At 40.3% G+C, this 20,844-nt stretch carries 17 protein-coding genes; 3 read left to right on the top strand and 14 right to left on the bottom strand.

All coding sequences use genetic code 11. The features are described from left to right. Positions 1 to 45 precede the first annotated feature (45 nt). The 5 genes from HZB59_09465 to rmuC form a co-directional block, all read right to left on the bottom strand. Positions 46 to 1,137 carry an ATP-dependent 6-phosphofructokinase gene (locus HZB59_09465; GenBank protein ID MBI5021653.1) on the bottom strand — a complete coding sequence of 364 codons (1,092 nt, stop codon included), beginning with the start codon at positions 1,135 to 1,137 and terminating at the stop codon, positions 46 to 48. Between the two features lie 77 nt (positions 1,138 to 1,214). Further along, complete coding sequence (locus tag HZB59_09460) at positions 1,215 to 1,406, bottom strand: hypothetical protein (GenBank protein ID MBI5021652.1); 192 nt, start codon at positions 1,404 to 1,406, stop codon at positions 1,215 to 1,217. Positions 1,407 to 1,416: 10 nt separating this feature from the next. After that, complete coding sequence (locus tag HZB59_09455; GenBank protein ID MBI5021651.1) at positions 1,417 to 1,890, bottom strand: hypothetical protein; 474 nt, start codon at positions 1,888 to 1,890, stop codon at positions 1,417 to 1,419. Positions 1,891 to 1,892: 2 nt separating this feature from the next. Then, positions 1,893 to 2,519 (bottom strand): threonylcarbamoyl-AMP synthase, encoded by a 627-nt coding sequence (locus HZB59_09450; protein ID MBI5021650.1) that lies wholly within the window; start codon positions 2,517 to 2,519, stop codon positions 1,893 to 1,895. Between the two features lie 19 nt (positions 2,520 to 2,538). Further along, complete coding sequence (gene rmuC, locus HZB59_09445) at positions 2,539 to 3,699, bottom strand: DNA recombination protein RmuC (protein MBI5021649.1); 1,161 nt, start codon at positions 3,697 to 3,699, stop codon at positions 2,539 to 2,541. A 235-nt stretch (positions 3,700 to 3,934) separates the two neighbouring features. On the opposite strand from rmuC, the gene HZB59_09440 reads away from it, so the two are divergent. Next, positions 3,935 to 5,236 carry a hypothetical protein gene (locus HZB59_09440; GenBank protein ID MBI5021648.1) on the top strand — a complete coding sequence of 434 codons (1,302 nt, stop codon included), beginning with the start codon at positions 3,935 to 3,937 and terminating at the stop codon, positions 5,234 to 5,236. Positions 5,237 to 5,253: 17 nt separating this feature from the next. On the opposite strand, the gene HZB59_09435 is transcribed toward HZB59_09440, so the two are convergent. Both HZB59_09435 and HZB59_09430 read right to left on the bottom strand, forming a co-directional pair. Further along, positions 5,254 to 6,528 (bottom strand): glycosyltransferase family 2 protein, encoded by a 1,275-nt coding sequence (locus HZB59_09435; GenBank protein MBI5021647.1) that lies wholly within the window; start codon positions 6,526 to 6,528, stop codon positions 5,254 to 5,256. Then, the gene (locus HZB59_09430) at positions 6,528 to 10,472 is read right to left on the bottom strand and encodes a DUF2334 domain-containing protein (protein MBI5021646.1); all 3,945 of its coding nucleotides are present in this window, start codon (positions 10,470 to 10,472) and stop codon (positions 6,528 to 6,530) included. Before HZB59_09430 ends, HZB59_09435 begins: the two co-directional genes overlap by 1 nt. A 143-nt stretch (positions 10,473 to 10,615) precedes the next feature. On the opposite strand from HZB59_09430, the gene HZB59_09425 reads away from it, so the two are divergent. Together HZB59_09425 and HZB59_09420 are read left to right on the top strand one after the other, a co-directional pair. After that, a complete protein-coding gene (locus HZB59_09425) occupies positions 10,616 to 13,858 on the top strand; it encodes a T9SS type A sorting domain-containing protein (GenBank protein ID MBI5021645.1) in 3,243 nt (1,080 codons plus the stop codon). A 12-nt stretch (positions 13,859 to 13,870) separates the two neighbouring features. Further along, positions 13,871 to 14,521, top strand: coding sequence for a hypothetical protein (locus HZB59_09420; GenBank protein ID MBI5021644.1), 651 nt, complete (start codon positions 13,871 to 13,873; stop codon positions 14,519 to 14,521). On the opposite strand, the gene HZB59_09415 is transcribed toward HZB59_09420, so the two are convergent. From HZB59_09415 to HZB59_09385, 7 genes are all read right to left on the bottom strand, one after another. Beyond that, a complete protein-coding gene (locus HZB59_09415; protein ID MBI5021643.1) occupies positions 14,522 to 15,964 on the bottom strand; it encodes an aminotransferase class V-fold PLP-dependent enzyme in 1,443 nt (480 codons plus the stop codon). It abuts the gene before it with no gap. Between the two features lie 34 nt (positions 15,965 to 15,998). Next, positions 15,999 to 16,454 carry a TPM domain-containing protein gene (locus tag HZB59_09410; protein ID MBI5021642.1) on the bottom strand — a complete coding sequence of 152 codons (456 nt, stop codon included), beginning with the start codon at positions 16,452 to 16,454 and terminating at the stop codon, positions 15,999 to 16,001. 75 nt (positions 16,455 to 16,529) lie between these two features. Beyond that, complete coding sequence (locus tag HZB59_09405) at positions 16,530 to 17,312, bottom strand: TPM domain-containing protein (GenBank protein ID MBI5021641.1); 783 nt, start codon at positions 17,310 to 17,312, stop codon at positions 16,530 to 16,532. 73 nt (positions 17,313 to 17,385) lie between these two features. Next, positions 17,386 to 17,994 (bottom strand): LemA family protein, encoded by a 609-nt coding sequence (locus HZB59_09400; protein ID MBI5021640.1) that lies wholly within the window; start codon positions 17,992 to 17,994, stop codon positions 17,386 to 17,388. An 84-nt stretch (positions 17,995 to 18,078) separates the two neighbouring features. Further along, positions 18,079 to 19,317 carry a M48 family metallopeptidase gene (locus HZB59_09395; protein ID MBI5021639.1) on the bottom strand — a complete coding sequence of 413 codons (1,239 nt, stop codon included), beginning with the start codon at positions 19,315 to 19,317 and terminating at the stop codon, positions 18,079 to 18,081. Then, complete coding sequence (truA, locus tag HZB59_09390) at positions 19,314 to 20,114, bottom strand: tRNA pseudouridine(38-40) synthase TruA (GenBank protein ID MBI5021638.1); 801 nt, start codon at positions 20,112 to 20,114, stop codon at positions 19,314 to 19,316. The genes HZB59_09395 and truA overlap by 4 nt, the downstream gene beginning before the upstream one ends. Positions 20,115 to 20,124: 10 nt before the next feature. Next, positions 20,125 to 20,706: a MarC family protein gene (locus HZB59_09385; protein MBI5021637.1), complete on the bottom strand. Its 582-nt coding sequence runs from the start codon at positions 20,704 to 20,706 to the stop codon at positions 20,125 to 20,127. Between the last annotated feature and the right edge of the window lie 138 nt (positions 20,707 to 20,844).

Here is a 20,844-nt window from a genome sequence, read left to right as displayed (position 1 = left end):
TACTTTAATCATACAATGATTCAATGGAACAATATCACAATCTTATCAATCTCCGAAACAAACTCCCACAGCCCGCGCCGCAAGAACGTGCTGGGATTCCGGAGAAACAAGCCGCTGTTTACGGATTGCATCTTCTAATTTCACCGTTACAACATCGCGACCGCGTAAGCTAACCATAGTACCGAATTCACCACGCGAAGCCGCCTGTAATGCCATGGAGCCGAATCTTGTACCCAGTATCCTGTCAAATGCCGACGGACTGCCGCCGCGCTGAACGTGCCCCAACACGGTAACGCGAGTCTCTAACTTTGTCTCTTCCTCTATTCGCGCCGCAACCAGTTCGCCGATACCGCCTAACCTGATCGGATCGGTTCGTTTTAAATCTTTTTCTTTTATAACTATATCACCGTTAACCGGTTTTGCCCCCTCGGCAACGCAAATGATGCTGTAGCGCGCGCCTTTACTTCGTTTCCAAACAAAATTAAAAATTGATTCCCACTTGAATGGAATTTCAGGAATTAAAATTACATCCGCACCGCCGGCTAAACCTGCTCCCAATGCGATCCAACCCGCATATCTACCCATCACTTCTATAACAATAACCCGATGATGTGAAGATGCAGTTGTCTGCAACCTGTCGATTGCTTCTGTTGCAACCTGAAGAGCGGAATCATGCCCGAATGTAATATCGGTTGCCTCTAAGTCGTTATCGATGGTCTTGGGAACACCGACAATGTTCATTCCCATTTGCGCGAGTTTATGAGCGATATTCATTGTACCGTCGCCGCCAATAGCGATCAGAGCGTCAAGCCCCCATTGTCGGTAACTGTCGAGTACCATATCGGAACAATCGGTTATCGAAACGCCATTCGATGTTTCGCGGGGATAATGAAATGGATCTCCTTTATTTGAAGTTCCTAAAATTGTTCCTCCGAGGTTGATAATTCCCGTAACATCGAGTTTAGTCAGCTCTCGCATACGTCCTTCAACAAATCCTTCAAATCCGTCTAAAATACCTATAACATGCGAATTAAAATACGACATCGCCGGTTTCGCGATACTGCGGATGACCGCGTTCAATCCGGGGCAATCTCCGCCACCTGTCAGTATTCCAACTCGCTTCAAAGTAATCGACATACAGATCCTAATTAATCAAAAAAATGAATTGTGAAATATACAAAATCTTGAACAAATTTTTTTGAAGAAGATATAAATTAATCTCTAAAACGATCAGGAACATATTTTACATATAATTCCGATAATCTTCTTCTTCCGAATGTATCCAAGTCTTCGTCATCGCGATCCCGTTTGCGCAACATCTCAAAATCGTCCATGTCGCTTCCACTCATTTTGTGTAGATAATCTCTTAACAAATCTATTATTTTATGCTGTTCAACTTTCGTCATTTATATTTCCTCATTTGTTTGATTGTAAAATTCTGTAAACTCGAATCTGAATCGTTAGCTGTGAAAATATTCCCGCAAATGCTCCGACAAAGAAATATATTTTTATCGGAACTTCATAAAAATCAATAGGAAAAAATATTTTTGATAATACAATTCCGGATACATAACCTATCCCACCTGCTAACCACCACAAAGGTATTCTGGAAATGTAAGCTGATGATGAAAAAGGATCGTTCGTCAATGGTGAAATAATGGTAACCCAAAATCGATCCGCGCCCCAGCAGAAAAATGAAATACTCATTCCGCTTAAAACATAAAGCTGAATCAAATCAGATCTGAACGAGTGCCAGATGAAATGATATGAGATTAAAACCACCGAAACTTCCACGCCGAGAAGAATATTCCAAAGCAACGTACGAAAATGATGCGCCGAAATATAAGATTGATATTTTAAAACGATATTGGGTGCTTGGTTTGTCGTCATTTTTAAATTTGATAATTTTCGATCATGCTGAAATCCCCGGCTCCCTCGCGAACGACAACGGGAGGACCTTCGGTTAAATCGAGTATCGTTGATAATTCCAAGATGCTGTTTCCTCCATCAATAATCAGGTCGACTCGTTTTTCATAAAATTCCTTGATAACTCCAGGATCGTTGATGATTTCGCCATTTTCGTCTGTAACGCTCGCGTTAAGAATCGGATGTCCAAGTTCTTTTATGAGCGTCATACATATTTTATTATCCGGAACGCGAATGCCTACTGTTTTTCGTTTCGAGATCATGCTTTTCGGTAATTGTTTTAGTCGGCTCGCCGGTAAAATAAAAGTGTAAGGTCCGGGTATAAGCTGTTTCATCAAACGAAATGCCGTATTCGATACTTTCGCAAACTCACTAATGTGGCTCAAGTCGGAACATACAAAACTGAACGGTTTACTTCTTTCCTGATCTTTCAATTGGTAGATAAGTTCTATTGCGCGTGGACTGAAAATACTGCACCCGATACCATACACCGTATCCGTCGGGTAAATAATTATCCCGTCATTCTTCAATATTTCAACCGCCCGCTTAATTTGCCGGGGTTGAGGATTGTCGGGATGAACTTTTGTGTACATATTAATGAATTGCAGGTGTCTATGTTTTTAATTCTTTGGATTGTGAAGAATCACCAAGAGCATGCTCGGTTATTCCTTCCAATTTCGCTTCGAAATGCGATAACTTTTTATCTGCTTCCTCATGTTTTTTTCTTGAATTTTCGATATGCGTGCCGAGTATGTCGAATACTTCGCGCACTTTACCAATATCACCCTGAAGGCGTGAGATATTTCCTAAAATCTCTTTGGCGCTGTGCTCTATATACATTCCGCGGAGTCCAAGAGCAATCACCTGAAGATACGCGTAGAAACTGTTCGGAGAAACAGGGATAACTTTTCTTTCAATCGCGTAATTATACGCCCCGACTCCCTCGGCTAAACCTTCATCTTTGATTATGATTTCATAATAAATACTTTCAGACGGGATATACATAAGCGCGAAAGGAAATGTTCCTTCATCGGGAAGAATATATTTCGTGGCAATCGCATCAATATGTTTTTTTACGTCGTTCACAAACACTTTTTGGTACGATTTTTTTTCAGCTTCGGTTGCGGAAGATGCTAATTTTTTAAAATTCTCGAGAGGGAATTTCGAATCAACCGACACCAGACGGTCTGATGTTTTGATGACTGCATCAACTGCCTGTCCGTTTCTAAAGCGGTACTGCATTTCATAATGTCCCGCGGGTAAAACCTGCTTCAGCAAATCCTCGAGTAAATATTCTCCCAATCCACCGCGGAGTTTTGGTGCACTCAACAACTCTTCCAATTTCGAAACACTTTGCCCCAATTCTTTTATTTCCTTCGTTGCCTGCCCAAGCTCACCAAGATTTTTTTGCACTTCTCCGATAACCCGCGCGGCGTTATCGAGCCGGTCTCCGACATTCGATGTTTGCGATTGAATTTGCTGTGTAACCGTATTCAACTGCTGATTAACGTTTTCGGCAACTTGCTGCAACCTGCTGCCGACGTTCGTTGTTTGTGATTGTATTTGATTTGCAACGAGAGCAAGCTGTGAGTTCATTGCTTCCGATATTTGATTTAAACTCTGATGAACATCGGAACGAACGGATTCTACCTGCTGCTGAACCAATAACATCGATTGATCTTTATCGGCAACCGATGAGGATTGCTGGCTCCTCAAAAAAAGAATCAATAATACAACAACGAGCGCGATGAGAATGATGAGAAGTATTTCCATAAAAATAATGAACCGGTTAAAAAATTAGGATATTTCTGACATCGGAACTGAGATATATGTGGCGGTTTCACCTAATAAATAGCGTCTATCGGTGAAATCGCTGAACATTCACACGTTCTTAAATTACAATAGACTCTGATAAAAGTCAACTTAACATGAATATTGAAAGATCTTGGAATACTTGTTCTTTCTTCATATTTTTAAAGAAATTTAATCAATAAAGGGGATATAAAATATGAAAGCCATTTCTGCAAAAGCAATATTTATTTTCGTCCTCTGCTTTTCAATTCCCCTCAAAGCCCAGCATGTCAGCCTTGGAGCTTCTATAACCAACGATCCAAATATTTTCGACTCATACTACCCATTAAAAGATAATATCTCAGGGATTTCGCTCAATCTGTTTAAAGGATTCAGCACCGAGAACAGATATATCGGCATCTTTTATTCGGGCGCTTTTTCTTTCTATAAAGATTTACCCGCTCGTAATTATCAATTCCACATGGCGATGGTCGGATACAATTATCATTTTAGAAAAAATGTCGTGGACGAAACTTCAGAAAATGATACAGTTGAAACAACAGATGCGGATGATGAACTTCTAACGGAAGATCTTGAAGAAGAATCGACAGACAGTTTGGATAATTTTTTAAATATAAGATTCACGTGTGGATTGCAGATTAATAAAGTTGATTATGAAAGTTGGGATAACACTATTCTTGCAGGCACTGCAGCTATCCGCCAGCCGCTCGGCAGACATGCAAGCATCCGCCCCTCATACACAATCACATACAACTCATACCCGAATCTGACGGCGCTTACAAATATTCAGCACAATATCTCCCTAATTCTTGGAACCGATATTTTACCATTCAGTTGGTTTGCTGTCATACCAACATTCGGAGTGAAAAGTTTTCCAATCATACAAACCGATTCAATAACTTTATCAAAAGATTCGAAAGGTAAACCCGGTAGTGGCGGCACAACTGACGGCAAAACCATTTCTTATAATTTAACTACACCTTCAGTGCGGCAAACATCATTCACATTTTTGTGGAATTACATACCTGCGCCTGCAACATATTTCTCCACCAGATTCACACATTTCAACACCCCATCGGCGATATCGCGTGCTGTTCCTGAATTACGCAAAGGAGCCGCGATAAACAACAACAGGTCTATCAAAAATTCAATCGGAGAAAATGAATTATACGACGATCATTATTCATATTCCGGGAACAATATATCTGTCGATGTGGAGCAGGCACTTCCGCTTGAATTATTATTCCTCGGCTCCTGGCGATACGAGAAAAAGACATATACTTATGCGGCAACAGATATTGCAGATTCTGTTACCGCGACAAACCGCATCGATATGCGCCGGGAGTTAGAGATGAATATTTCCCGCACATTTGAAATTTCGGAAGAAACCGGATTGAAGATAGAGATAGGATTCAACTATATTAAAAATACCTCAAACTCTTTTTACTTCGATTTCAAAAAGAGCACAATAATGGCGGGCGTTGAGTATACTTTTTAGGATATAATAAATACTTATCATTTTCGTACCGCATCAAACCTCTCCGTCTTTACCCATGTCCGTTTTTCTTTCTTTATAACATCTAAATAAATCGCTCTTCCGACTATATATATCCACATCTGGCAATAAGTGAAATACATCAGAAACGTCAGCAGAAGATTAGAGAATTTATCTTCTCTATCGTATGACAATGCAAGTAGAATTTCCATCAGGAACAGAACAATACCCACTATCCAGACTAGTGTGTAAGGTCCCGGCAAATTAATGACAACAACATTGAAAAGACCCAGAAGGAAAAGTATATCGGAACCGACGAGGGCTACGAGAAAAACATAGTAAAGGGATAGCACGTAAAGCAATTCAATTGCTAAAAATTTATTTTTAAACGACGGAATTTCTTTCAGGAATTTTTTCCCGACATAATTATTTCCCTGCACCCATCTTGTCCGCTGTTTAATCCAAACTTTCCACGATTCCGGTTCCTGCTCGTATGTAATCGAGTATGGCACAAACTTAATGCGGTATCCTTCCATGTGTATTCTGATGCTTAACTCCGAATCTTCCGTAATCGCATCTTCGTCCCATCCCTTCAATTTGTCTAAAAGATCACGGCGGATAACGAGGTTTGTTCCGGGCAATGTGGAAATTTTGAACATCTTCCACCTGCCTGCTTGCAGCATAGATTGGAAACCGAGTGTTTCAATATTAATGAAACGTGTCAATAAATTTCTATTCTTATTAACCGTTCTGAATTTACCAAGCACCGCGCCGAGTCTTTCATCCTGAATTAATTGCGCCATTAAATATTTCATCGCTGACGGATCGGGGGTGTTATCCGCATCGTAGACGGCTATGAATTGAGAGTCTGTTTGCTTTAAACCTAAATTTAGAGCGCGCGATTTTCCTTTACCACCCTCATCCTTGGGCACATTATATATGCGCAGGCGGGTATCTCGCCTGGTGTAGTTCTCCACAATTTCTGCTGTGCGATCAGATGAACCATCGTTGATAATAAGTATATCCAATTTATCTTTCGGATAATCGAGATTCAGCATGGCTTCTACCGTATAGGCAATCACCTTCTCTTCGTTATGCGCCGGGATAAGGATTGTTACTTTTGGAAAGTCGAATGTTAAGGAATCGATTTTATTCTTTTCTTTTCTAGAATGAGTGTAATGAAAGAAACCAGCCATCGTCAAAATCAACTGGTAAAAAATCATAAACCAAATTAGAATAACCGATAGTACAAAGATAATGCTGATGTCAAGCTCGATAAACGATTCGCTCGGCATCATCGCTCTCCTTTCCGCGAGCGCATAAATCGAACTACCGTATAAAATCCGATCAACAATGTGCCGGAGAACATTCCAAAACCGACGATTAACCAAGACGACCAGAAACTGGTCAGATCCACACCGTAAGAAACCGTAGTTTCAAGAACTGCAAGCACCTGATGTTCTCCCGGTGGAAAAACTGCGGTGAAGCGGCGATGCCCGGAAAGAATTGGTACGATGGTTTCTTTACCATCTATATAAATATTATACGGCTTATGAGTGAATGAAGCGTAACACCGACCTGTACTTCGATATTTAACCGAGACGCTTCTATTCGAATTTATTAAACCGAGAATTTCACCGGAAATAGAAAGTAGTTTTCCTGAGGTCGGCATCGATGTGTTCAATAACTTTCCCGTATTTTTTTCCGGTGTAAGATCGTAATTGCCGGGTGGCAAAAAAAACAATCCCCTGTCCGATGTAATTCGTTCACCGGTTGAAGTTGTAAGTGCTGAATATTTTTTTGATAATTCTAAAACAACCGGGAAAGGAGCGCTTAACTTCCACCCGTCCGGGGTGCTTGATAAGTTAGCTCTTGCCGATGAAGCATAACTCATCATCCTCAAATCTTGCGGACGAATGCTCGACTCCGAATACAATGAATACCGATCAGCCGAAGCCGCGGCAACATTCACGAGCATATAACTTTCTATTCCGGTTTGAACAAGAGTCGGAAAAATAGTCGGTTTTTTCTCATCGCGGAACTGAAGAATATTAATATCTATCATTACGGCATTTTTTTCGCCGAGGATTGTTTTATATTTTTCAGAGATCGTTGAATATCTTCTCGGATCTTTCGACCACTCGCTCTGCGGATCTTCGATTTGAAGCGTGAAATTGAATTTCTTTTTCAGATCATTTATTCTTATCGCGTCCACACCATGATTCTTCCTGAGTTCCGGGTTTCCAACATTATCCATAACTGTCAGTACCGCATCTAAATGCGGTTTTTCATTTTTTACTTCTTGAATCAGCTCAAGAAATTCTTCGTGCAAACTCGACAGCCGGTTTACGCGGTATTCTTCATAGCGGTTCCATGCGTAGGCATTAGTTTTCCAATAGTATTCAGATTTATCATCGAAGAGGAGAGCCGGGTCGAATCCATAAAGCATTTTGAATTCGGTACGGGCAGACGAATGCATCGGCGTCATCAGATTTGAATTTTCCGGTCCGTCGGTTCCCGCCTCAAAATAAAGCTCAGCAAGGTTTACACCATCCCAATCAAATTCTAAAAGAAATGATTTATACATCTCCTTAATTTCTTTCATGCAAGTGCTGTCTGTTAATGCAACAGGAAATCTCCAGGAGGCAACAACCAGTTCGCCGCGGAAATTCACTTCCTGCCATTCAGGATGATCTTTCCAAAATTTCTCTGAAACATGAGGCGGCTCTAACCAGACGTAAATTAAAATACCGTTTGCATGACAAAGTTCGATCAGTCTTTTATAATCGTATGTCCATTTTTCGTATTGATGCCAGCCAACAGTATACACAATCCGTATTCCATCGGTTACCCATCTCTTTACCAAATCTTCAACACTGATATTGTGACGGTATCCGGCATCGAAATAGACCTCAAGATTTTCACGCCGTAAAATCGGTTTCAGATGAAAATACGAACGAACATATTCCATAAAATATGGGAACCTACTGTAACCACCTGTTGACATGGGATCGAATCTGACACCAAGGAAAATGAATTTCCCTTTACCGAACTGCCTGCCTATCACAACCGGTACATCGGTATTTTCTTCAGTGCATAGGATATCATCGTCAGGAAGAATATCGAATCTGGTCATCATTTCAGGGAATTTCAACACCAGAGCGTCGGCAGGGTAAAGGCGATCTCGCATCCGTTCAATTTTTAGATTCGAGCTGGCAAATTTTACACTTAACTCTTCTGCAAGATCGTTTTTACCATCGGTAACTACGTTCCCTCCTTCTTCAATGAATTGAATTATGCGATCATAATCTGTATCCGGAAGTCGTTCTACCATATTATATGGTACTACCAACAGGTTATAATCTTTTAATGGCGGCAGGCGATCAGACCTCAGAGTATCCACTTCGATATTTAAAGATCGAAAAGCAGATGCATAACTTGCCTGATTGTTAAATGAGCCCCCCTTCGCATTCGGTTCCCATAAAAGTGCAACGCGCGCATATTCATAATCTTCTTCGGCTTTAAAGATACCATCCCACAAATTTTTTGCATCACCTCTTAACCGATCGACCCACGTTAATTCAATTTCATTGAACTCCATCGGTTCTGCGATGAATATTTCACGGGGTAAGAGTTGGATATGATTTTTGATTACTCCTTGAATCCGCTCTGCAGAGACTTCACGTTTATCTATATCCCCATCCGGCTGAATAATTGTTTTTCTAAAAAATTGATCGTCCAATGGAATCTCATAAGATTGCGATCCGGTAAGAACTAAATGATTGTTCATCCGGACATTAAGATTTAATTCTCTCACATCTATAAAAGTATAACCGAGATTTTTTACGCCGTCTATAAATTCTTCTATATAATCTATGCCGATAAACGAATGAATGAAAGCAGAGGCGAACCCGTCGCGCACAGCGAGCTGCATCTTGGCGCCTCTCAATAATTTTTGCACAGCTTCTTCTTCCACTTCGCGGTTTGGGTTTAAAGGTATATAACCCAAGTTTTCCGGTAATATCCGCTGACCGAAAAGGTCTTTATCGATGATGTATGGAAAATATTGACTGTAATCGGCATCATTAAGAACACATCGTTGTTCCATTGCCGTGCTGAAATATTTGGCAAATATCGGATAATCATCCTGCGATGCGGTATAATGAGGAGTTTCCCAGACGAGTGGATAGAGATTATTTTTCCAAAATTCCTCCAATCCCATTTTCATTTTCTTTTCAACGTAGACTTTCGAATCTTCTTTCAGCTTACCATTCGTGCTCGCATCCCAGAATTCATAATCGGTAGCGGTTGTTCCCTGATATTGATGAGTAATTCCGTGCATAACGATCGTAGCACCGCGCGAAACCATGTAGCGAACAGCATCCACCATCTCGGGTTTATCTGACAAACTTACCCGTAAACCGCGGTCGGGATCGACATAAAAAGGTACAACCCCGACCAAAAACGGAACATCATTCGAGTAAAGAGCATCCGCGACATCGCGAAGTCGTTCCGGATCTTCGAACACCGTTACATCCTCGATTCTCAGAAGGGCTCTGTGAATTTCGGCATGTGGCTGTCCCAATAAATCGTGCAACATGTCTGCGAAGTATATATATCTATCCGTTTCCGTCGCCGAGGCAAACGGTGAATCGGCGATATACATAAAGTTTTCAACCCGAATGATATACGGAACTTCACGACCCGTCGCAGTGGAAAACGCCGTTGCAACAATATCAATTTCATCATGTTTTAAAACATTTATTATGTTGATATTCGGTTCGCCTTTTGTAAAATCTCTTCCACCGGCAGTTACAATATCAAAATTTGAAATCGTATCTAACCGCTCTAATTTAAAACCGTATTTCTTGACAAGATCAAATCTCGCAGCGAATGATTCCATGCCTGTATTCATCCACACCAGCATTTTATCGGGAGAATATGCTTCGCGCAAAAATTTCTCGGGAGGATCGTATTGCTTACTGAATCCGATGAAGAATGTGATGTCGTAATTATTCATCTCATCGCTTTTGTAAGCTTCTACACCTTCGATCTTGTATTCAACTTTAAAATGACCCAAGAGCATCGCTAGTTGGCGTGCATCTCCGCGGGCATAGTTATTCGGTGTATCGCGTCCTTCAAACAGGATTAGAACCTTTTTCGCTTCCGACGCAAAACTGTTGTTTAAATGGATAATTAGGGGCAAGAGGAAAACGAGGAAAACATATCGTATCTTCATGTATATAAAAATACATTTTAAAAATCAAATAAACAAAAAAATAAAAAATATTTCACTTGAATCTTATTTTTATTTTATTAAATTGAATATAACAGTAATTTCCCCCATTGCCTCATCGTTAAACCTAATTAAGCTGACAAATTATGATGAAGCATATCCTTATTTTTGTTTCCCTTTTCCTCAGTCAGCCCGCATACCCGCAATGGGAATGGCAATCGCCGAAACCCCAAGGAAATACTCTTTTCAATGTTCAATTCGTGGATACTTCCAATGGCTGGGCTGTTGGAGAGTTCGGTACAATAATTCATACATCGAATGGTGGCATAAACTGGACTGGGCAGGAATACGGACGTACAGATGATATCTTATGTTTTTGTATGATTTCTGCAACAACCAGTTGGGCTGTAGGAGATAACGGAATTATCCTATTTACATCCGATGGCGGTGAAAATTGGACCGAGCAGCAAAGCGGAATAAGCACGGGATTAAATTCCGTTACATTCCTCGACGCACTTAATGGCTGGGCTGTTGGTGATCAGGAGACAATACTTCATACCACAGACGGCGGAATAAACTGGTCGATCCAACGACAAATATTGGGTCAAATAAGCATCAATAGTGTAATATTTTTATCTTCAACAAATGGTTGGGCTGTTGGTAGTAAAGGAAGATTATTCGGTACAACAGACGGTGGTGCAACGTGGACATCACAAGTTGTTGGATCCAGCATGACTACATATCTTCATATAACTTTTGCAGATGCACATCTCGGCTTCATTGCCGGCTCAAACGGTAGACTCTACAGAACCGATAATGGAGGAACATCCTGGAATCCGATCAGTACAACTGAATCGGTTAACTTCAATCGCGTCCACATGCTTAATAATTTTATCGGATGGATTGCGGGCGATGGCGGCAAAATTCTTCGCACTGTAAACGGAGGTTTATCGTGGTCATCATCAACTATTGCGTCCGGGGAAAACTTAAATGGCTTAAGCCATACCGGAAATTATCTTTGGGCAGTTGGCGAATATGGTAAAATCATGAAGTCCACTAATAATGGAATAAGCTGGATAAATCTCGATTCCGGGCAACGACTGAGCATCAATTGGATCAGTTTGAGTTCGAATAATTCAGGAACTGCAGTAGGACAGGAAGGATTGCTGTTAAGAACTACCAATAACGGTTCAACGTGGCAGCAAATTTCTTCACCTACTCCCGCTTTATCTTCTTTCGGCGTAAGTATTATAGATGAAACACACGGTTGTGCCGTTGGTGAAGAAGGAAACATACTCCGCACAACAGACGGAGTAACTTGGTTAAAACAAACAACCCCAACTGCACACACACTTTTTGGAATCGATTTTGCAAATGAATCTGACGGCTGGATTGTTGGAGGAGATCAGTATAATTTTACCGGAATAATTCTACGAACCACCAACGGTGGAGCCGATTGGTCAATTCAAAATTCATCTATACCGCATATGGTTTACGGAATTTCATTCGTCACACCGTTGATCGGCTGGGTTGTTGGTGATTTCGGTATAATCTACCACACAACAAACGGTGGAACTTCATGGTCACCTCAAGCAAGCGGCATAAACACAGTACTTTACAGTTGCACATTTACGGATCAAAATAATGGTTGGGCAGTCGGAGATTCGGGAAAAATATTACACACAAGCAACGGTGGCGCAACATGGACTCAGCAGAATTCGGCTACAAACGTAATTCTATTTGCTATCGCTAATAATGGTCCGAATGAATTGATCGCGGTTGGTGACCTTGGTACAATTCTTCATACCACGAATGGCGGAGAACATTGGTATTCAGAATATAGCAGAACTCTTTATCCGTTATATTCGATAGCGAATAACGGTAAATTCATTTCTGCGGGTGATTACGGAACATTATTAGGTTTCACCGCACCCGAACAGTTTGGAATTATCACAGGCACTCTTTTTTTCGATCAGAATCAAAACGGTACAAAAGATTTTTCAGAGACCGGATTAGCCGGATGGCTTATTTCTCTGGCAGGTTCCCAAACTCGACAAACCACAACAGATATTAATGGCAACTTTGAGTTTTTAGATTTACCATCAGGAACTTACATTGTTACACAATCTTTACCACCCTCGTGGATAAACATACTTCCCGGCTCACCCGGCAGTTATTCGTTTTCATTAACTTCTCAAGCATTAAATTATCATTGCTTATTTGGGAATTATACCCAATCGACAATCGATTTTAATCTGCTCGGTGGGTGGAACCTCGTCTCATTGCCGATAAGTTTAGTGGATCCATCATTATCAACAATTTTCCCGAATGCCGTTTCATCAGCTTTTGCTTTTGAAACCGGATATTCCATGACGGATACTCTTAAACCGGGTCCGGGATATTGGATAAAATTTCCTCATGACTTCACAGCATATTTAGCAGGGGAACCGATTGAAGGGGATACAATTCAGATTCAAAGCGGTTGGAACATAATCGGATCTGTGGCAAATCCTATCTCAACCCAATCGATCAGCACTACTCCAGCCGATATTATTTCATCCCGTTATTTTGGTTACTCAACAAGTTACTTCTCTGCCGATTCGATTATGCCCGGTAAGGGTTACTGGGTGAAGGCATCCGAACCGGGGACTTTAATTCTTCGTCAGAATAATTCTGCTCTGCTTAAAAATCAATCCTTCTCAGATGATATTTTATCCGGAATGAATAAGATTACAATTTCAGATGCTGTGAATAATTCTCAAACTCTCTATTTCGCGTACAAATCCAGCATAGATCCAGATAATTTCACATTACCTCCGCTCCCACCCGTAGATGGATTTGATGTTAGATTTACAAACGGATCTCAGGTTTTTGATTTCTCCGATAATAAAAAAAATGTTGAAGCAAAAATCAATCTTCAGGCATTTATTCCTCCAGTTAAATTAGAATGGAATATATCAGATAATCAACAAAATTATTTTTCACTCTTTGATGAACAAGGTGAAAATAAAATTACATCTTTAAATTCAAAATCCGGCAGTTTTACAATTGATGATATTGAATCGAATAATTTATATCTGAATATTGAAACCGACAGTAAACAAATACCGATTGAATATTCGCTGATGCAAAATATACCGAATCCATTTAATCCATCAACAATTATCAATTATCAGTTGCCATCGGATAATTATGTAACTGTCGAAGTATACAACATTCTTGGTGAAAAAATAGCAACACTTGTCAATGAGTTTCAAGCTGCAGGTTTAAAATCGGTTACTTGGAATGCGTCATCTTTACCAAGCGGTGTTTACTACTATGAGATTGCCGCACGCAACTTGAATGGTTCAGCATTCAGAGATGTTAAGAAAATGATTTTATTGAGATAGTAAGATTATAACATGGCAAGAATCACTACTAAAAATATTTTCTTCTGGATAATAATCTCATTCCTTCTTTCAACATGTAAGAAGGAAAACGGGGTTAATAATCCGACTGATGATTCTGATAATAAATCCGGTTTATATGGAACCGGCGCTCTATCATTTGAGTCCACCGATATTGACAGTGGTTTACGTGCGAGCGGAAGTTACAAACCAAGTAATGAATTTGCCAACGACACTGCCAGCCGCGGTGCCGGCGGATTTGTCAAAGACTCTTTACTATTCGGAAAAAAAATAAACGGACTTATTACCGGTTATGAACATTCAATTATCAATTCAACTCTAAATGAACGAATTCTTTTAATTGCATTAAGCGATACCACCGTCGGTATACGTCCAGGGAGTTATGGTTTCTCTTATCTTAACACAACACTCCATTCACCGGGTGCTTACGTTTATTTTATCCTGACAGATTCTGTAAATTTTTTCCGGATGTTTGTCCCGAAAACCGGAAATCTTACAATCACTTCTTACGACGCACAAACCAGACATGTAATCGGCAATTTCACCGGCATACTCTTCAGCATGCCTCCGGATACATCAAGACAAATTCAGATGACAAACGGTTTGTTTGATATTTATCTCTCCGACAAATATTTCAATTACTGATTAACTGTTTTGCAGGAATCGAATTTTCTCTTTGAGGATTTGAAGAGTTAAGTTTATCGTATCGAGGTGAGTTCGAAAAGATAAGACTGCCAGACGCAATGTAAATTTTCCATCGAGCATAGTCGAAGAAAGAAAAACTCTGCCGTCTTTTTGCACTTCTTTTACAAGCATTTCGTTAAACTTATTCGCATCAGCGTTTTTCGGAACATATCGGTACGTTACAACCGACAGATCCGGGGAAGGTCCGACTTCCAAACCGTCGATCTTTTTAATTTCATCATAAAAATAGCGGGCAAGAAGTAATTTTTCTTCAAGCGCCGCCCGGAACGGTGCAACTCCAACCAGTTGAAGCGGAAGCCATAAACGCAAACCGCGAAAATGTTTCGTCAACTCAGGCGAAATATCGGCAGGTGATAAATCATCTTGAGCTTTGAGCGCATCTTGCATATAGTTTGCCTGATACCAAAAAGAATCGAACAATTTTTGTTTCTCGCGCACGAGCACCGCGCCCGAACCATACGGCAAAAATAAACCTTTGTGCGGATCCATAACGAGTGAGTCTGCCTCTTCCATCCCTCGAAGAATTTTTTTTCCATCTTCGCAAAGAACAAAGAACGCTCCGTACGCGCCGTCAATGTGTAACCAGAGATTATTTTGCTTTGAAATTTGTGAAATCACCGGGAGAGGGTCAACAGAACCGGTATCGGTTGTGCCGGCCGATGCGATTATGAGAAAAGGATTAAGACCCGATTTCTTATCTGAAACAATTTGCCTCTCTAATAATGTTGCGTTCATCCTGTAGGTGGAATCCATTGGGATATATCTGATGATGCATTCTTTCAGTCCCGCGATGCGAATCGCTTTATCAACTGAATGATGAACATGCACGGTGAGATAAATTACAGATCGCGCAAAATCTTTTCCTTTTATATTCTGCGCATCCCGTGCCGCTACAATACCTATCAGGTTTGCGACGCTTCCGCCCGATGTAAGATTGCCACCTGAGGTTTTCGGCAAACCGACAATTTCCGACATCCAATCTATCAGCATATGCTCCATACGAACCGCCCCGGGTCCGGCAAAGTATATTCCGGAATAGCGATTGAATACAGCGGCAAGATAATCACCCAGCGCGGAATAATAAATTCCACCACCCGGAATGTAACCAAGATGACCGCCTGAGGCAGGATTCAACCCGGGTCTGTCTACATTATTTTGAATAAGTTCGATAAGTGTATTTATATCCGATCCAACTTCGGCAATCGGTGAATCGAGAATGCCTTTCCCTTTATCTTCTGTTTCAACATACGCGGGAATATCGTAGATATTATTGATGAACTCATCTGCATAACGAACAACTTTATCGAGAAGGTTTGAGCGTGCTTCGCCGGAAGGTTCTAACTGATGTGAGATGCTTTGTAGGAATTTAATCCGTTCAATCATTTAATTAATATTTAACAGTGTGCTGGTAGAAATGTTATCGCTCAATGATTTCATTGGAAAGTTCATTTGTATCGTCCGATTTACGCGGGAAATGTTTTGCCAATTCCTCTCCGACTTTTCTTACAGCTGTTGCAATCCCATCAAAATAATTGCCCTTCTTAAAATAATCGGTCATTGAATCGGCAATTGTTTGCCATGTTCCTTCCTTAACCATTTTATTAATTCCTTCGTCGGCGATGATTTGAAATTTATGCTCTGAGAGAAGAAGCAAAATGAGAATGCCTGTCCGATCACGGGTGTTCTGAATTCCCAACGAGTAAAATTCCTTTAACGCAAGTTCCTGAATTGTGAGTTTTCTTTCCCGCCATTGTCGCCGCTGCTTCAACACCACACGGATTTCACCGGATGTGTTTTTTTCCGCTTCCGCAACTACCCCCGAGAGAGATTGCAACTCAGATTTATTTAAATATTTCTTTCCGAATAATTCCATTTAAAATAATAATAGATTTTAAAAATTATGACTTAAACGATTAACATGAAACTCAAAATTGAACCTGTTTATAATTCACCAACTTCCGCTGGCACCACCACCGCCAAAACTTCCGCCGCCGCTGAAACCGCCGAATCCGCCGCCACCACCGAAACTTCCACCGCTAAATCCTCCTCCACTGCCAAAACCACCGCCACCGAATCCGCCCCACCACCAGGGGAAATTAGATCGATACCCTGTTGATCCGATGGAGCTTCTTCTTCCGCCGCCGAAGATGCGAGGGAATACCCCGAAAAATAAAATCAATAATATTATTATTATCGGAGAAAATTTCTTTACGCTGTTCTTTTTTGCTTCACCCTTGAACTCACCTTTAGTAACCGATATGATTGCATCAATGCCGTCTGTGAGGCCCCCGTAAAAATCTCCATCACGAAATTTCGGACCTATTATTTTTCGAATGATTTGGCTCGATACCGCGTCGGTTAAGACTCCTTCCAATCCGTAACCGACTTCAATATCTATCTTCCTGTCTTTCTTTACGATCAGGAGAAACACTCCATTGTTTCTCTCTTTCTTACCGATTTTATTTGTTTCAGCGAACCGGAAAGCGTAATCTTTTAAATCTTCTCCTTCAAGAGAAGAGATCATTAAAACGACTATCTGATTAGATGTGGCTTGCTCAAACTCGGCGAGATTTCTCTCGAGCGACCTGATTTCATCGGGGGTTAATGTTCCCGATGCATCATTAACACGCTGACGAACTATCGGTATTTCTTGTTGTGCCGAAGATATTCCGATCAAAAAGATAATTAAAAATAACACCAATGATATTTTTACTGCAGGACATTTGTCCATTTATAATTCGACTTTCTTATTTTAGAAATCCTGAGAATGATAGATTTTGGTAAATCTTTCTCCGGAAAAAAATTTATTTAAACGAGACTTTGGGGGCTTTATCGGCACCCGGTTCCGATTGGAAATACTGTTTTTGAGAAAATCCGAACATACCCGCAAGCATCGATGTTGGGAATGTTCTGACTTTAACATTGTATTCCTGCACAACCTGATTAAATTTCATTCGCTCCACTGCAATCCGGTTTTCAGTCCCTTCAAGTTGCGATTGCAATTGAAGAAAGTTTTCGTTCGCTTTCAGCTGAGGATAATTTTCCGCAACGGCAAGTAAACGTGAAAGCCAGCTTCCCATGGCATTTTGAGCTTCCTGAAATTTTTGGAATAGCTGAGGATTATTCAAAATTTCCGGAGTCACCTGAATCTTTCCGACACTCGCTCGTGCCTCGGCAACCTTCTCGAAAACTTCTTTTTCGTGCGCAGCATATCCTTTTACAACTTCAACAAGATTTGGAATAAGATCAACCCGCCGCTGGTATTGGTTTTGAACCTGAGCCCATGCCTGATTGATTCCTTCATCCGACTTCACTAATGAATTGTACATTCCAGTAATCCAGCCGAAAAGCATCAATCCGATGATGACGATACCGCCCAATACCGAAAGCAGAATAATTGTTCCTTTTTTCATAATATTCCTTTAAATTGTTTGAAAATACCGTTTTCTGTCATATTAACTTACTAAACCTAATTAAAAAAGAGGAGGTGTGCAACTTCAATTGCTTATACGGCGAAGTGCGGCTATTCGTTTCAATACCGGAGGATGTGAATAATGTAGAAACACATAAAACGGATGCGGCATGAGATGAGAAAGATTATCTGCCGAAAGTTTTTTCAGAGCATTTATCATCGCTTCCGGATTATTTGTCGTCGCCGATGCGAATTTATCCGCGGAAAATTCATTTCGACGCGAATCATATTGCAGAAAGATACCGAGCAGCAATTCTATCGGTGTGAACAATAAGCCGAAAAACAATAATCCGCCATACACGGAAATATTCTGCATATAAAATGCTTCGAATAATTTATTATCATTTAGAAAAAATGACAGGAGGAAAAACATCACTCCAGAATGAATAACGCTAATGATCATTCCTTTGAGGATATGTTTTAATTTATAATGTCCTATTTCGTGCGCAAGAACTGCAACAAGTTCTGGAATGGTGTGTTTTTCGATAAGTGTGTCATAAAGAGCGATGCGTTTATTTTTTCCGAAACCGGTGAAGAACGCATTCGACTTACTGGAGCGCTTCGAACCATCCATAACAAAAATATCTTTTAAGGGATAGTTAAGAGATTTTGTGTATTCCATTATCGAGCTCCGTAATTCACCATCGGGAAGCGGAGTGAATTTATTAAACAGAGGCATGATCCATGTCGGAGCGATAAATTGAACGATAAGAATAAAAACGGATACAGCCATCCAGCAATACAACCACGCATACATCCCCGCATATTGGAATAATGACAACATACCAAATAACAACGGCACTCCAAGCAAAAGTGCAAGAAACAAAGTCTTAATAATATCCGTTATAAATGTTTTTACGGTTGTCTTGTTGAATCCGTACCGTGATTCGATTATAAAAGTGGAATATATCTCGAATGGTAATGAGAGGATGGATCGAAGTAGAATGAAAACACCGATATACAATATTCCGGTCATAATAATCGAGAGTTGAAAATCTCTGATAATAACATCAAGATATTGAAAGCCGCCTAACAGCCAGAACAACAACGTTATCACCAGATTAAAAGATGATTGTATTATTCCGAAATTCGTTTTATCACGTGTGTACGAGAGCGATTTCGAATATGTTTGATTATCGTATACAGATCTAAACTCATCATCAAGTTCTCCCCGGAGCGTTTTCAGATTCAGTAGATCGGCTGTTAAATCTATAACATACTCTCCAACCAGAGCAATTAGAACAATAATTCCGTAATAGTTCATGATTTACGGAAATGACCGGAATCTATATTGATCACTGGTTCAAGGGTTTTGAGATGATTTTCACCTTGATAATATATTTTTTCTAAGAATAAACCGGATGGTGGTGCGGTATACTTAGCCGGTTCATCTGATTGTGTGGATAAAAACCGAGAAATGTCGCTAAGATCAATTTTCCCTCTCCCTACTTCAGCGAGAACCCCGACGATTTGCCTGACCTGTTTCCATAGAAAATGGGATCCGATGATTCTGATAAGAATGAGATCGCCGACTTCCTTTATTTGAATTTCTTCTATAAGTACCTTAGTTGATTTTTCATCCGGATCATCCGCCGTGAACGATTGAAAGTTTTGCATTCCTACAAAAAGTTTAGATGCTTCGGTCATGCGTTTAAAATTCAACTTGTCTTTTATCCACCACACATACCTTTTCCCGAACGCAGATCGTCTTCGGCTAATTTGATAAAGATAACTTCTCGCGATTGCATCGTGGCGTGCATGAAAGTTTTTATGAGTTTTTTCGACCTCGATAACATGAATATCGGCGGGCAGATAATCATTTAATTTCATACGGATAATTTCCGGCGCAAGCATTGTTTGTACATCAAGGTGTGCAATCTGTTGCAGAGCGTGTACGCCGGCATCTGTTCTTCCGGCGCCGTACAGTTCAGAATCCGATGTGTTGAATAATTTGCGGGCTGCATCAAGTAATTCACCTTGCACAGTTCTGGCATTTTTTTGAACCTGCCAACCGCTGTAACGGGTTCCTTCGAATTCAATAAATAATTTAAAACGAGCCATAAAAAATTGTCTATAATTTATTTAACATTGAGGTTATACCGCTGCGTATCATCATCACTGCAATTCCGGCGAGAAAGAGTGCGGCAACTTTACCAACTGCTTTAGATCCGGCTTTTCCTATCGCCTTATGAATAAACTGCGCTTGTATAAAGACAAAAAATACTATCAGCATATTCACAACTAAAGATAAGATAGTCCAGATATAACCGTAAGAGTCGACAAGAATAATTATTGTTGTTAGCGCTGCCGGTCCCATTATCAGCGGAATACCGATCGGAACAACCCCGACAGAAGATTCAGGATTTCTCCCCTCCTGTTTCGAAAACACTAAATCTTGAATCGCAAGTACCAGCAGTATAACACCTCCGCCCACCCTGAAATCATTTTCTGTAATTCCGAGGAATGAGAAAATGAATTTCCCTGTGAGCAGAAATAGTATTGACAACGCGAATGCTGCGATTGTTGCCTCAATAATTATCACTTTTTTTCTTTTATTATCTATTCCTTCAACCAAACTGACAAAAAAGGGAAGAACCCCAAAAACATCTATTGCAACAAAAAGCGGGATGAATGAAAGTAAAAACTGTTCCATAATTTTCTCATCATTATTCGATAATTCAATATACTCCGTCTACATTCGATTTCCAATTTATAAGATCGTTACGAAAAGTGCAAGAAGGTGTAAGTTTGAATCATTGAATCAGAATTATTTTATTCTTATTGATGCTGG

Source organism: Ignavibacteriales bacterium, assembly GCA_016214905.1.
In the GTDB taxonomy this organism is placed as follows: Bacteria; Bacteroidota; Ignavibacteria; order UBA10030; family SZUA-254; genus PNNN01.
Note: the sequence above shows the minus strand (reverse complement) of the source record. Positions and strands in the feature narration are given on the sequence as shown.

What these genes read in the sequence shown, in the direction of transcription:
- rmuC (MBI5021649.1), bottom strand. Translation starts at nt 3,699, where the DNA reads ATGGAAATACTTCTCATCATTCTCATCGCGCTCGTTGTTGTATTATTG.
- HZB59_09440 (MBI5021648.1), top strand. Translation starts at nt 3,935, where the DNA reads ATGAAAGCCATTTCTGCAAAAGCAATATTTATTTTCGTCCTCTGCTTT.
- HZB59_09415 (MBI5021643.1), bottom strand. Translation starts at nt 15,964, where the DNA reads ATGATTGAACGGATTAAATTCCTACAAAGCATCTCACATCAGTTAGAA.
- HZB59_09460 (MBI5021652.1), bottom strand. Translation starts at nt 1,406, where the DNA reads ATGACGAAAGTTGAACAGCATAAAATAATAGATTTGTTAAGAGATTAT.
- HZB59_09410 (MBI5021642.1), bottom strand. Translation starts at nt 16,454, where the DNA reads ATGGAATTATTCGGAAAGAAATATTTAAATAAATCTGAGTTGCAATCT.
- HZB59_09430 (MBI5021646.1), bottom strand. Translation starts at nt 10,472, where the DNA reads ATGAAGATACGATATGTTTTCCTCGTTTTCCTCTTGCCCCTAATTATC.
- HZB59_09435 (MBI5021647.1), bottom strand. Translation starts at nt 6,528, where the DNA reads ATGCCGAGCGAATCGTTTATCGAGCTTGACATCAGCATTATCTTTGTA.
- HZB59_09395 (MBI5021639.1), bottom strand. Translation starts at nt 19,317, where the DNA reads ATGAACTATTACGGAATTATTGTTCTAATTGCTCTGGTTGGAGAGTAT.
- HZB59_09455 (MBI5021651.1), bottom strand. Translation starts at nt 1,890, where the DNA reads ATGACGACAAACCAAGCACCCAATATCGTTTTAAAATATCAATCTTAT.
- HZB59_09450 (MBI5021650.1), bottom strand. Translation starts at nt 2,519, where the DNA reads ATGTACACAAAAGTTCATCCCGACAATCCTCAACCCCGGCAAATTAAG.
- HZB59_09420 (MBI5021644.1), top strand. Translation starts at nt 13,871, where the DNA reads ATGGCAAGAATCACTACTAAAAATATTTTCTTCTGGATAATAATCTCA.
- HZB59_09465 (MBI5021653.1), bottom strand. Translation starts at nt 1,137, where the DNA reads ATGTCGATTACTTTGAAGCGAGTTGGAATACTGACAGGTGGCGGAGAT.
- HZB59_09385 (MBI5021637.1), bottom strand. Translation starts at nt 20,706, where the DNA reads ATGGAACAGTTTTTACTTTCATTCATCCCGCTTTTTGTTGCAATAGAT.
- truA (MBI5021638.1), bottom strand. Translation starts at nt 20,114, where the DNA reads ATGGCTCGTTTTAAATTATTTATTGAATTCGAAGGAACCCGTTACAGC.
- HZB59_09405 (MBI5021641.1), bottom strand. Translation starts at nt 17,312, where the DNA reads ATGGACAAATGTCCTGCAGTAAAAATATCATTGGTGTTATTTTTAATT.
- HZB59_09425 (MBI5021645.1), top strand. Translation starts at nt 10,616, where the DNA reads ATGATGAAGCATATCCTTATTTTTGTTTCCCTTTTCCTCAGTCAGCCC.
- HZB59_09400 (MBI5021640.1), bottom strand. Translation starts at nt 17,994, where the DNA reads ATGAAAAAAGGAACAATTATTCTGCTTTCGGTATTGGGCGGTATCGTC.